The 11,311-nt window shown below is 63.8% G+C and carries 21 protein-coding genes and 1 pseudogene; all 22 read right to left on the reverse strand.

Annotated features, from left to right (window positions below; translation table 11 throughout):
• Positions 1 to 61: 61 nt before the first annotated feature.
• Complete coding sequence (gene rplO, locus VFA60_02350; GenBank protein ID HZQ90615.1) at positions 62 to 511, reverse strand: 50S ribosomal protein L15; 450 nt, start codon at positions 509 to 511, stop codon at positions 62 to 64.
• A 13-nt stretch (positions 512 to 524) separates the two neighbouring features.
• On the reverse strand, positions 525 to 728 hold the full coding sequence (gene rpmD / locus VFA60_02355) for a 50S ribosomal protein L30 (GenBank protein HZQ90616.1): 204 nt from the start codon (positions 726 to 728) through the stop codon (positions 525 to 527).
• Between the two features lie 2 nt (positions 729 to 730).
• The gene (gene rpsE, locus VFA60_02360) at positions 731 to 1,243 is read right to left on the reverse strand and encodes a 30S ribosomal protein S5 (protein HZQ90617.1); all 513 of its coding nucleotides are present in this window, start codon (positions 1,241 to 1,243) and stop codon (positions 731 to 733) included.
• A gap of 82 nt (positions 1,244 to 1,325) precedes the next feature.
• Positions 1,326 to 1,706: a 50S ribosomal protein L18 gene (gene rplR, locus VFA60_02365; protein ID HZQ90618.1), complete on the reverse strand. Its 381-nt coding sequence runs from the start codon at positions 1,704 to 1,706 to the stop codon at positions 1,326 to 1,328.
• 141 nt (positions 1,707 to 1,847) lie between these two features.
• Complete coding sequence (gene rplF / locus VFA60_02370; GenBank protein HZQ90619.1) at positions 1,848 to 2,387, reverse strand: 50S ribosomal protein L6; 540 nt, start codon at positions 2,385 to 2,387, stop codon at positions 1,848 to 1,850.
• 143 nt (positions 2,388 to 2,530) lie between these two features.
• Complete coding sequence (rpsH, locus tag VFA60_02375; GenBank protein HZQ90620.1) at positions 2,531 to 2,929, reverse strand: 30S ribosomal protein S8; 399 nt, start codon at positions 2,927 to 2,929, stop codon at positions 2,531 to 2,533.
• Between the two features lie 160 nt (positions 2,930 to 3,089).
• On the reverse strand, positions 3,090 to 3,275 hold the full coding sequence (locus tag VFA60_02380) for a type Z 30S ribosomal protein S14 (GenBank protein HZQ90621.1): 186 nt from the start codon (positions 3,273 to 3,275) through the stop codon (positions 3,090 to 3,092).
• A gap of 100 nt (positions 3,276 to 3,375) precedes the next feature.
• Positions 3,376 to 4,017 (reverse strand): 50S ribosomal protein L5, encoded by a 642-nt coding sequence (gene rplE, locus VFA60_02385; protein HZQ90622.1) that lies wholly within the window; start codon positions 4,015 to 4,017, stop codon positions 3,376 to 3,378.
• A gap of 111 nt (positions 4,018 to 4,128) precedes the next feature.
• A complete protein-coding gene (gene rplX / locus VFA60_02390) occupies positions 4,129 to 4,455 on the reverse strand; it encodes a 50S ribosomal protein L24 (protein HZQ90623.1) in 327 nt (108 codons plus the stop codon).
• A gap of 72 nt (positions 4,456 to 4,527) precedes the next feature.
• Positions 4,528 to 4,899, reverse strand: coding sequence for a 50S ribosomal protein L14 (rplN, locus tag VFA60_02395; protein HZQ90624.1), 372 nt, complete (start codon positions 4,897 to 4,899; stop codon positions 4,528 to 4,530).
• Between the two features lie 24 nt (positions 4,900 to 4,923).
• Complete coding sequence (gene rpsQ, locus VFA60_02400; protein ID HZQ90625.1) at positions 4,924 to 5,235, reverse strand: 30S ribosomal protein S17; 312 nt, start codon at positions 5,233 to 5,235, stop codon at positions 4,924 to 4,926.
• Positions 5,236 to 5,293: 58 nt separating this feature from the next.
• Entirely contained in the window at positions 5,294 to 5,665 is a 372-nt protein-coding gene (rpmC, locus tag VFA60_02405; GenBank protein ID HZQ90626.1) for a 50S ribosomal protein L29, read from the reverse strand.
• Between the two features lie 11 nt (positions 5,666 to 5,676).
• Positions 5,677 to 6,096 carry a 50S ribosomal protein L16 gene (rplP, locus tag VFA60_02410; protein HZQ90627.1) on the reverse strand — a complete coding sequence of 140 codons (420 nt, stop codon included), beginning with the start codon at positions 6,094 to 6,096 and terminating at the stop codon, positions 5,677 to 5,679.
• A gap of 73 nt (positions 6,097 to 6,169) precedes the next feature.
• Entirely contained in the window at positions 6,170 to 6,841 is a 672-nt protein-coding gene (gene rpsC / locus VFA60_02415) for a 30S ribosomal protein S3 (GenBank protein ID HZQ90628.1), read from the reverse strand.
• Between the two features lie 2 nt (positions 6,842 to 6,843).
• Positions 6,844 to 7,296: a 50S ribosomal protein L22 gene (rplV, locus tag VFA60_02420; protein HZQ90629.1), complete on the reverse strand. Its 453-nt coding sequence runs from the start codon at positions 7,294 to 7,296 to the stop codon at positions 6,844 to 6,846.
• Positions 7,297 to 7,466: 170 nt separating this feature from the next.
• Positions 7,467 to 7,727, reverse strand: a pseudogene (rpsS, locus tag VFA60_02425) (30S ribosomal protein S19).
• A 46-nt stretch (positions 7,728 to 7,773) separates the two neighbouring features.
• A complete protein-coding gene (gene rplB / locus VFA60_02430; GenBank protein HZQ90630.1) occupies positions 7,774 to 8,598 on the reverse strand; it encodes a 50S ribosomal protein L2 in 825 nt (274 codons plus the stop codon).
• Positions 8,599 to 8,652: 54 nt separating this feature from the next.
• Positions 8,653 to 8,946: a 50S ribosomal protein L23 gene (locus VFA60_02435; GenBank protein ID HZQ90631.1), complete on the reverse strand. Its 294-nt coding sequence runs from the start codon at positions 8,944 to 8,946 to the stop codon at positions 8,653 to 8,655.
• Positions 8,943 to 9,611, reverse strand: coding sequence for a 50S ribosomal protein L4 (rplD, locus tag VFA60_02440; protein HZQ90632.1), 669 nt, complete (start codon positions 9,609 to 9,611; stop codon positions 8,943 to 8,945). The genes VFA60_02435 and rplD overlap by 4 nt, the downstream gene beginning before the upstream one ends.
• 71 nt (positions 9,612 to 9,682) lie before the next feature.
• A complete protein-coding gene (rplC, locus tag VFA60_02445) occupies positions 9,683 to 10,450 on the reverse strand; it encodes a 50S ribosomal protein L3 (protein ID HZQ90633.1) in 768 nt (255 codons plus the stop codon).
• Between the two features lie 117 nt (positions 10,451 to 10,567).
• Positions 10,568 to 10,897, reverse strand: a complete 330-nt coding sequence (rpsJ, locus tag VFA60_02450) for a 30S ribosomal protein S10 (protein ID HZQ90634.1) — start codon at positions 10,895 to 10,897, stop codon at positions 10,568 to 10,570.
• Between the two features lie 56 nt (positions 10,898 to 10,953).
• Positions 10,954 to 11,311, reverse strand: a 358-nt coding sequence (tuf, locus tag VFA60_02455; GenBank protein HZQ90635.1) for an elongation factor Tu, incomplete at its 5' end; no start/stop codon positions are given.

An 11,311-nucleotide genomic window follows, 5' to 3' on the forward strand; every position in this document is an offset into this window, starting at 1 on the left:
TTACTGCGCCCTCAACTGCTTCCCTGCTTTTAGCTCTTAGCTATTGGCTCTTGGCTAACCGCTACGCCGAGGCCGCGATCACTTCTGCTTTTCCGCCGGCCTTCGTAATCTTCTCGGCGGCCGACTTGGAGAACTTGTGCGCCCGGACGTGAACCGCGCCCTTCAGCTCGCCGTCGCCGAGCACCTTGACCAGCTCGTCGCGCTTGCCGATGAGCCCGGCTTTGCGGAGCACGTCAGGCGTGACGTTCTTTTCGCCGAGATTCGCCAGCGACTCCAGGTTCACGATGGCGTACTCGACGCGGAAGATGTTGGTGAAGCCGCGCTTGGGCAGGCGGCGGTGAAGCGGCATCTGGCCGCCTTCAAAGCCGCGCAGCATGCGCGAGCCGGAGCGCGAGCGCTGGCCCTTGTGCCCGCGGGTGGAGGTCTTGCCCATGCCCGAGCCCATGCCGCGGCCCACGCGCTTGCGCTTTTCCGATGCGCCCTTGGGGGCGCGAACTGTGGATAGATTCATGATGTCACTCTCGCTACTGCACGATCTCGACCAGATGCGGCACTTTCGCGACCATGCCCCGGATCGAGGGCGAGTCTTCGCGCTCGATGACCTGGTTCAAACGGGTGAAGCCCAGCCCGCGCACGACCTTCTTGTGCTTTACGGGCGCCTGGATGTAAGAGCGTACCCAGCGCAACTTGATCTTGCCTGCCGATTTGGTGCTCTTCTGCGCCGTCATGATTAGAGCTCCTCGACCGGCTTGCCGCGCATGGCGGCCACGTCGTTGCGGTCGCGCAACTGCTCCAGCGCGCGGAACGTGGCCTTGATGACGTTGTGCGGGTTGGTGGTGCCGATGGACTTGGTGAGCACGTTCTGCACGCCCGCCGAGGTCATCACGGCGCGCACGGCGCCGCCGGCAATGACGCCGGTGCCTTCCGGAGCGGGCTTCAGCAGCACCAGCCCTGAACCGAAACGTCCGAGGACCTGGTGCGGAATGGTGGTCTGCGTGAGCGAGACCTTCACCAGGTTCTTCTTGGCGGCTTCGATGCCCTTGCGGATGGCCTGCGGCACTTCTTTCGCCTTGCCGGAGCCGTAGCCCACCACCGCGGCCGAGGGGTCGCCGACGACGACCAGCGCGGCGAACGAGAGGTTCTTGCCGCCCTTGACGACCTTGGTGACGCGGTTGATGGAGACCACCTGGTCTTTGAGTTGGTAGCTGCCTGCGTCGAGTCTTTTTTTGGTTGCTAGCGCCATGAAATCTACTCTTCCAGTCTTCAGTCGGTCAGCTTGCCAGCCGGTCCGCTGATCGCTGACCGGCGGAAAGACTGACAGACTGCTAAAACTTCAATCCTGCCTCGCGGGCGGCATCGGCCAGGGCCTTGATGCGCCCGTGGTAGAGATAGCCGCCGCGGTCGAACACAACTTTCTCCACGCCCTTGGCCTTGGCGCGCTCGGCGATCAGCTTGCCGATCGCCCTGGCCGCGGCGACGTTGCCGCCGGTGGCCTTGCGCTCGCCCTTGGCGCGGCCTTCCTTTTTCTCGTTGGTCGAGGCCGACACCAGCGTGACGCCCCGCATGTCGTCAATCACCTGGGCGTAAATGTGATTGAGCGAGCGATACACGTTCAGCCGCGGACGCTCGGCGGTGCCCAGCATGCGCCTGCGAATGCGCTCGTGCACGCGGGTACGAACGACGTTCTTGGATTCCTTCGAGATCATAAAATCGCTCTTCGCTTTTGGCTCTTAGCTATCGGCTCTTCGCTCAAGCCAATGGCCGTTGTTCCTGTTCCCCTGGTGCATCGGTCAAGCAGGGATCCTTCGACTCCGCCCGCCGCGGCGGGCCTCGCTCAGGATGACGCCTTACTTGGCTCCCGTCTTGCCGACCTTCTTCTTCAGCCGCTCGCCGGCGTAGCGCACGCCCTTGTTCTTGTACGGGTCGGGCGGACGCAGGCCGCGCATTTCGGCGGCAACCTGGCCGACCTTCTGCCGGTCGGCGCCGGTGATGGTCAGGCGCGTCTGCTTCGCGTCCACCGCGACCTCGATGCCGGAAGGCAGCGGGTACTCGATGGGATGCGAGTAGCCGAGCGTGAACACCACGGTCTGCTTGCCCTTCATCTCGGCGCGGTAGCCGATGCCGACGATTTCCAGCTCGCGCGTCCAGCCTCGGGTGACGCCTTCGACGGCGTTGTTCACCAGCGCCCGTGCCAGGCCGTGCAGCGCGGCCTGCGAGTCGTTCTCGCGCTTGGCCACCAGGTGGCCGTTCTCCTGCGCCATCTGGATGCCGCGCGGAAGCTCGGTTTCGAGCTTTCCCTTCGGGCCCTGAACGGACACGGTGTTGCCCTGTATGGAAACCTTCACCCCTTGCGGGAGGGCAATTGGTTTTTTACCGATTCTCGACATAAATCGTTCTCAGCTCTCGGCTGTCGGCCCGCGGCTCGTTCCGCCGGCTTCCAGCAAATTCGTTGCGCGTTGCGCCAATCAGGTTCGAGCAACTTGAAACCTGAAACCTGACACCGCGCGGACGCGCAAAGTGCGGCCGCGCGCTACCACACCTGGCACAGGATCTCGCCGCCCACGCCTTCTTTGCGCGCCTGGCGTCCGGTCATGACGCCGCGCGGCGTGGTCAGGATGTTGATGCCCAGTCCACCCAGCACGCGGGGAATCTCGTTGCGGCCGACGTACACGCGGCAACCGGGGCGCGACACGCGCTCCAGCTTGCTGATGGGCGAGTCGTTGTTCGCGCCGTACTTGAGATACACGCGAAGCACGCGCCTGCCCTCTTCGTCGGTGACCTTGAAGTTGGCGATGTAGCCCTCTTCTTTGAGAATGCGGGCAATCTCCAGCTTCAGCTTGCTGGCCGGGACATCGACCTTGGGCTGCCGGCTGCGCAACGCGTTGCGCAGGCGGGCCAGAAAATCTGCGACCGGATCGGTCAAATTCATCAGCTTGCTTCTCCTCACGCCGCCCGTTCGTCCACGGTCAAGACCGGGAAACCTGCGACGGCGATAAAACCAAGTTTCAAAGTTTCAAGTTTCGAAGGTTCGAGTTCAAAACCGCGACGTTGCGCGAAACTTGAAACTCGAAACCTGAAACCGCTTCTTGCTACCAGCTCGACTTGGAAACCCCGGGTATTTCGCCACGCAGCGCCAGCCCGCGGAAGCACAGACGGCAAATGCCGAACTTGCGCAGGAACGCGCGCGGCCGGCCGCACATGCTGCAACGGTTGTGCTTCCGGCTGGAAAACTTGGGCTTCTTCTTGTCTTTGACTCGCTTTGCTGTAGTTGCCATCTAGATTCCGTTTCCAGTTTCGAGTTTCGAGTTTCGAGCTAAAGCCGCGCCTTGTTCCGCCCTTCTTCGCGGGCCCAAAGGCCCGCGTTTCCTCCGAAAGCTACTGCGTACGGAAGGGCATGCCGAGGTGCCTGAGCAGGGCGCGCGCGTCGTTGTCGGAGCGCGCCGTGGTCACGATGGTGACGTTCATGCCCTTCAGCTTGTCCACTTTCGCGTAATCGATCTCGGGGAAGATCAGCTGGTCCTTCAGCCCGAGGGTGTAGTTGCCGCGTCCGTCGAAGCTCTTGGTCGAAACGCCGCGAAAGTCGCGCACGCGCGGCAGAGCTACGTTCATCAGGCGGTCCATGAACTCGTACATGCGGTCGCCGCGCAGCGTGACCATGGCGCCGATGGATTGGCCTTCGCGGACCTTGAAGGCCGCTATGGACTTCTTGGCGCGCGTAATGACCGGCTTCTGGCCGGTGATCTGGCCGAGTTCGCCGGCGGCCGGGTCGAGGATCTTTGCGTTCTGCGTGGCTTCGCCCACGCCCATGTTGACCACGACTTTGTGGAGCCGGGGCACGGCCATGGGGTTGGAGATGGAGAGCTCCTTCATCAGCGCGGGAGCAATCTCTTTCTCAAAGCGATCGTGCAGCCGCGCGGTAGCGCGGTTGTTGGCGCGCGGACGCTGCGGCTTGCCGGCCGGAGCTTCGGCCTCGGCGGCCTGCTGCTTTTTCGGCTTCTGATCTTTGTCTTTTGCCATAGTCTTCTTCTTTGTTCGCCACGGTCTCGGGGTGGCTACCGTTTCGTGGCTATAGGGGTCCTTCGACTGCGCCCTCGCTATCGCCCGGGGTTCGCTCAGGACGACTGCTTTCTACTTCCCTTCCAGCACGTTGTTGCACTTCTTGCACACGCGGACTTTGCGGTCGCCCTGGAACTGGTGGCCTACGCGCACCGGGCCGCAGGTGCCGCAGACCAGCATGACGTTGGAGAGCGAGATGCGGCTCTCCTGTTCGGCCACGCCGCCCTTGATGTTCTTGGCCGGGTTGGGGCGCACGTTCTTCTTCACCATCATGACGTGCTCCACCAGGACTTTGCCTTCGTCGGGAAACACGCGGAGCACGCGGCCTTCCTTGCCCTTGTCGCGGCCGGTGATGACCCGCACCGTGTCGTTGCGTCGGATATCTGCGTGTGTATGCATTTCGAATCAGTTCTCAGTTGCCAGTTGTCAGTTGCCTGCTAAGCCCAAACCAGAAGCGCCTTCCGTTCTCCGTTAGAGCACTTCGGGGGCGAGTGAAACGATCTTCAAAAACCGCTTCTCACGCAGCTCGCGGGCCACGGGCCCGAAGACGCGCGTGCCGACCGGCTCGCCGACTTCGTTGATCAGTACGGCGGCGTTCTGGTCGAAGCGGATGTAGGTGCCGTCGCGGCGGCGGTGTTCCTTGCGCGTGCGAACGATCACGGCCTTTACGACCTTGCCCTTCTGCACCTGCCCGTCGGGCGCGGCTTCCTTGACCGACGCGGTGACCACATCGCCGAGCGCAGCGCGCAGGCCGGTGGAGCCGCCGAGCGGGAGGATCATCTGGAGCTTGCGGGCGCCGCTGTTGTCGGCGACCTCGAGCATGGTTCTCATCATCACAGCCATGGCTGTCTCCTCACGTCTCCCGTTTTACAGTGCCTCGGCCAGTTCGCCGGCGGGTTCGGCCAATGCGGACTTGCGCACGACTTCCTGCAGGCGCCAGCGCTTGAGCTTCGAGAGCGGGCGCGTTTCCTCGATGCGCACCACGTCGCCAAGCTTGGCAACGCCTTTTTCGTCGTGCGCGTAGAACTTGCTGGAGCGCGCCACGACGCGCTTGTAGAGCGCGTGCGCCTTGCGGCGATTGACTTCGACGACGATCGTCTTCTGCATCTTGGTGGAGACGACTTCCCCCACCACCGTCTTGCGGCGCGATCTGCCGGGTTGCTGCTGTGTCTCTGCCATGTTCGTATCTTCTTCTCTCGGGAGACGTAGCAAGCTGCGTCTCTCTACAAAGTCGTGCCTACTTGTTGGCGGTACCGGTGGGCTCCAGGCCCAGCTGGCGGCCGCGCATGATGGTCTTGACGCGCGCCAGGTCCTTGCGCAGGCCGCGGATCTTCTTCAGGCTCTCGGTCTGGCCCATGTTGAGCTGGAACTTGAGCCGGAAGAGCTGGTCGCTGAGCTCGCGCTGGCGATGGTCGAGTTCGTTGTCGGCCAGGTTGCGGATCTTCTCCGCTTCCTTGTTGCGGCGCCCCGAGAATGCGCTCGAGGCGGCCGGGCGGCGCTCGGCCGGGGCGGCGGCAGCGGGAACCTTCTTCTCAGCCGCCAGCTTCGCCTTCGTCGCGGCTTGCGCCTTGCTTCCGGATTTTGCTTTCGACTTCGCTTGCGTTGCCATTTCGTCAGCCTTTATTGAAGGTGGTCGTGCCGCGACACAAAGCGGGTGCGCAGCGGCAGCTTGTTCGACGCCAGCCGCATCGCTTCCTGCGCCTCCGGCAGCGTGACCCCTTCCATCTCAAAAACGATCTTGCCGGGACGCACGACGGCCACCCAGTGATCGGGCGCGCCCTTGCCCTTGCCCATACGGGTTTCAGCCGGCTTCTTGGTCACGGGCTTGTCGGGGAACAGGCGCAGCCACACCTTGCCGCCGCGCTTGACGAAACGCGTCATGGCGACGCGCGACGCCTCGATCTGGCGGTCGGTGATGTAGCCAGGCTCCAGGACCTTCAAGCCGTAGTCGCCGAAGGTCAGCGACGAGCCGCGCCACGACTTGCCACGGCGGCGCCCGCGCTGTTGCTTGCGGTACTTAACTTTTTTCGGCATCAACATAAGACAGTTCTCAGTTCTTGGTTGCCAGTTTCCCGTTGCCGGACGCGCACCGCGCATCCGGCCAAATCAGAACCTAAAACGCGCCGGCCCCGGTGGCTGCCTGCGGCTCGCGCTTTTTTTGCGCCAGAATTTCGCCGCGGTAGATCCAGCACTTCACGCCGATCACGCCATAGGTCGTCTTGGCCTCGCTGAAGCCGTAGTCGATGTCGGCGCGCAGGGTGTGCAGCGGCAAGCGTCCCTGCAGGTACCACTCCGAACGGGCGATTTCGTTGCCGTTCAGCCGGCCCGAGACGCGCACCTTGATTCCCTTGCAGCCGAAGCGCAGCGCCGAATCCACCGCCTTGCGCATGGCGCGTCGGAAGCCGACGCGCTTTTCCAGTTGCAGCGCGATGTTCTCCGACACCAGCTGCGCGTCGAGTTCAGGCTTGTGCACTTCCTGAATGTCGATGTAGACCTCGCGGTTGGTGCGCTTCTGCACGTCCTGCTTGAGCTTGTCGATCTCGGCGCCTTTGCGGCCGATGATGATGCCCGGACGCGCGGTACGGATGATGATGCGCAGCTTGTTGCCCGGCCGCTCGATCTCGACCGAGCTGACGCCCGCCGACTTGAGCTTGTCCTTCAGCTCGTTCTTGAGCTTGTAGTCCTCCAGCAGCAGCTTGTCGTAGTCGCGCTCCATGAACCAGCGCGACTTCCACGGCTTGGTATAGCCGAGGCGGAATCCGTAAGGATGCACTTTTTGTCCCATAGCTATTTGCCTGCCTTCTTGCGTCCCGCGGTCTTGCCCTTGCCTTTGCCCTGCGCCGGTTCGGCGGTTTCGGCAGCGGCGCGCGATGCGTTGCGCTCGGCCAGCGCGATGACGATGTGCGCCATGCGCCGCTGATAGCGGTAGGCGCGGCCCATCGGCGCCGGACGGATGCGCTTCATGCGCGGGCCGTCGTTGGCAACGGCGCGCTTGACGACGAGGTTGTCGACGTCAACGTCGAGGCCCTTTTCCTGGCTCAAATAATTGGCGTTCTCCACCGCCGAGCGCAGGATCTTGCCGATGGTGGGCGCGATGCCCTTCTTGGTGAACGCCAGCGTGTTCATGGCGTCTTCCACGCGCCGGCCCTTGATCAGGTCGAGCACGAGGCGCGCCTTCTGCGGCGACACCCGCAGGTAGCGTCCTTCCGCGCGAAACTCGGTGATGTTTGCTTCTGCCATGTTCAGTTCCAATCGTTCGTGCAGCGACGCAGCAAGCCACGTCTCTACAGAATCTTTTAGCTCTTCCCGCCCGCCGGGGCTGCCGGCGCTGCCGGGGCCGAGCCCGCGGCCGGCACGATGGCGCCTGGTCCGCCGGGGACGCCGGCCGGCTTGGCTGCGGCCTCCGCCGCCGCCTTCATGGAGTGCGCCTTGAACTGGCGGGTGAAGCTGAATTCGCCCAGCTTGTGTCCCACCATGTTTTCGGTGACGTACACCGGGATGAACTTCTTGCCGTTGTGCACCGCCAGGGTGTGTCCCACCATTTCCGGGACGATGGTGGAACGGCGCGACCAGGTGCGCACGACCTTCTTCTCGTTGCGCCGGTTCATGCCTTCCACCTTTTCCATCAGGTGCTGGTCAACGAACGGTCCTTTTTTTGTCGAACGCATAATTCGTCTCTTCCCGGGAGGCGCAGCAAGCTGCGTCTCTAGAAAATGCTTACTTCTGCCTCCGCTGCACAATGAAGCGGTCGGTGCGCTTGTTGTTGCGCGTCTTGTAGCCGCGCGTGGGCTGTCCCCAGGGCGTGACCGGATGGCGTCCGCCCGAAGTCTTGCCTTCGCCGCCGCCGTGCGGGTGGTCCACCGGGTTCATGGTGACGCCGCGGTTCACCGGACGGCGTCCCAGCCAACGGGTGCGTCCCGCCTTGCCGATGGCGACGTTCTCGTGGTCCACGTTGCCGACCTGCCCGATGGTGGCCATGCAGTCGACGAGCACTTTGCGCGTTTCGCCCGAGGGCAGCTTGACCAGCGCGTAGTCGCCTTCCTTGGCGACCAGTTGCGCGGCGCCGCCGGCCGAGCGCACCATCTGCGCGCCCTTGCCCGGCTTGAGCTCGATGTTGTGGATTGTGGTGCCGGCCGGGATGTTGCGCAGCGGCAGCGCGTTGCCGACCAGGATGTCGGCCTCGGCGCCGCTGACTACTTTCCGTCCGACTTCGAGTCCGGCCGGGTGCAGGATGTAGCGCTTCTCGCCGTCGGCGTAGCTGAGCAGCGCAATGCGCGCCGAGCGGTTCGGGTCATACTCGATGGAGACGACCGACGCCGGAATGCCGGCCTTGTCCCGCTTGAAGTCGATGAGGCGCAGCTTGCGCTTGTGCCCGCCGCCGCGATGCCAAGAGGTGACGTCGCCCGAGTTGCGCCGCCCGCCGGTGCGCTGCTTGGGCGAGGTGAGCGGCTTGAACGGCCGGTCGGTCGTGATCTCGTCGTTGGTCAGCGCGGTCTGGAAGCGCCGCGTTGAGGTCACCGGTCTGTAAGTCTTGATTGCCATAAAAGTCTCGCTGCTTGCTGCTGGCCACTGCTTTTGCGAGCGGCCAGTAGCGGTTTACAAGTTCTGCGCGTACTCCGGCATTTTTTCGCCGGCCTTCAGCTTCACGTACGCCTTCTTCCAGTCGGGGCGGTAGCCGGCGAACTTGCCGCGGCGGCGCTCCTTGCCCTGGAAGTTGGCGGTGCGCACCGAGTCCACTTTCACCTTGAACACGGTCTGCACCGCCTGCTTGATCTCGGTCTTGCTCGCCTTGGCGGCCACGCGGAACACCAGCGTGGCTTCGGTTTCCTTTACGCCCAAACCTTTTTCCGTGATCACCGGCTGGAGGATGACCTGATAAGGAGACTTCATGACACGGCCTCCTTATTCTTGCGACTGGCGGGGGCGTTCTTGGCGAGCGACCCGGCCAGGGCCTCCAGCGCCGGCCGCGCGAACACGGCGCGGTCGTAGCGCAGCAGGTGATAGGGGTGCACGTCGCGCCCGCGCAGCAGCTCGACGCCGGAAAGGTTGCGCGTGCTCAGGTGCAGGCTGCGGTTGTCGCTGCCCTTGGCGTCGACCAGCACCGCGGTCTTTTCGACCTTGAGCGCATCGAGCGCTTCGCGGAAGGCCGAGGTGGAGATTTCTTTCAGTTCGAAGCTCTCGACGACCGTCAGCTTGCCATCCTGAAGCTTGGACGCCAGCGCCGAGCGCAGCGCGCCCTGCAGCTTTTTGCGCGGGAACTGGTAGTCGTAGGAGCGCGGCTGCGGGCCGTGCACGGTGCCGCCATGCCGCCACAGCGGCGAGCGGATGGAGCCCACGCGGGCGCGTCCGGTGCCCTTCTGCCGCCACAGCTTCTTGCCCGAACCGGAAACCAGCTTGCGGTTCTTGGTGGCGTGGGTGCCGGCGCGCCGCGAAGCGCGGTAGTGCTTGACCGCCTCCCACAGCAGGTCTTCATTGATGGCGCCAAAGACCTCGTCGGGCAAGTCGAGCGATCCGACCTTCTTGCCTTCCAGGTTGTGAACGTCAATCTTTGCCATAAGTCAGCTCTTGGCTCTTGGCTGTTGGCTCTTGGCTTGAACAAGAACCGAAAGCCCGAACCTCCCAATCCTTATTTCTTGCCGCCTCCGGCGCGCTTCTTCGACGCCTTCAACGGGTCGAGCGTGGTGGCGCCGGCGAATCCGCGGCGCTCTCTGGGCGGCTTCTTGGCGCGGTTGATGAGCACGTAGCCGCCATTTGGTCCCGGCACGGCGCCCTCGACCAGCAGCAGGTTCTCGTCCTTGTCGACGCCGAGCACGCGCAGGTTGCGCACCGTCACCCGGTCCACGCCCATGTGTCCCGACATGCGCATGCCCTTGAACACGCGCGACGGGAAGGCCGAGGAACCGATCGAGCCGGTGATCTGGAACATCGAACCGTGCGACTTGGGGCCGCCGGCAAAGTGATGGCGCCGCACGACGCCGGCAAAGCCGCGCCCCTTGCTGGTGCCGATCACGTCAACGAACTTCTCTCCCTCGAAGATGTCGACCAGGACTTTGTCGCCGACCTTAACGCCATCGCCGGATGCGGCTGCTTCGTTTTTCTCCGCCTCTTTTGCTGCGTCGGTCGCGTCGCTGACGATGGCCACCTCGCGCGTAATGCGCACCGGCGGCAGGTCGTGCTTGGCGAAGTGTCCGGTCATGGGCTTGTTCACACTCTTGCCCTTGACGAACTCGACCAGGCCGATCTGCGCGGCTTCGTAGCCGTCGCGCGTCGAGGTCTTGCGCTGCGTGACCACGCACGGGCCGGCCTGCAGCACGGTGACCGGACGGACGTCGCCCTTGTCATCGAACAGCTGCGTCATGCCGACCTTTTTTCCCAGGATGCCGTTGACTGGCATTGCTATTCCCTTCCCTCATCATGCCGTCGCGTGCGATCAGCGGGGCACTGTAGGTGAAACGCTGCTGGCTGCTTGCTACCGGCTGCTGGCCAGAAGCCAGAAGCGAGCAGCGAGCAGCTATTTATGTTCCTTGCCGAACGCCTTGATCTCCACGTCCACACCGGCGGGCAGGTCGAGCTTCATGAGCGCGTCCACCGTCTGCTGCGTCGGCTCGAGGATATCGAGCAGGCGCTTGTGGGTGCGGATCTCGAACTGCTCCCGCGACTTCTTGTCCACGTGCGGAGAGCGAAGAACGCAATACTTGTTCTTCACCGTGGGCAGCGGAATCGGCCCGGCGATTTGCGCGCCGGTGCGCCGCGCCGTCTCCACGATCTCGCCGGTGGACTGGTCGAGCACGCGGTAGTCGTAGGCCTTCAGCCGGATTCGGATTCGTTCTTTACCTAGCATGTTTTTCTCTCAAAGATCGCTGGATCGAAGCCCGTTGGGTCGTTCGTCTTCGCCCGTTACTTCACAATTTCCGAAATCGTTCCCGCGCCCACGGTGCGGCCGCCCTCGCGGATGGCGAAGCGCAGGCCCTTCTCCATGGCCACCGGCGTGATCAGCTCGATCTCCAGCGTCACGTTGTCCCCCGGCATCACCATCTCGGTGCCACTGGGCAGGTGCGCCACCCCGGTCACGTCGGTCGTGCGGAAGTAGAACTGCGGCCGGTAGCCGTTGAAGAACGGCGTGTGCCGCCCGCCCTCTTCCTTGCTGAGCACGTACACCTCGGCCTTGAACTTGGTGTGCGGCGTGATCGACGCCGGCTTGGCCAGCACCATGCCCCGCTCCACTTCGTCCTTGCCGGTGCCGCGCAGCAGCAGG

The organism is Terriglobales bacterium, assembly GCA_035651995.1.
Lineage (GTDB): Bacteria > Acidobacteriota > Terriglobia > Terriglobales > Acidobacteriaceae > DASRER01.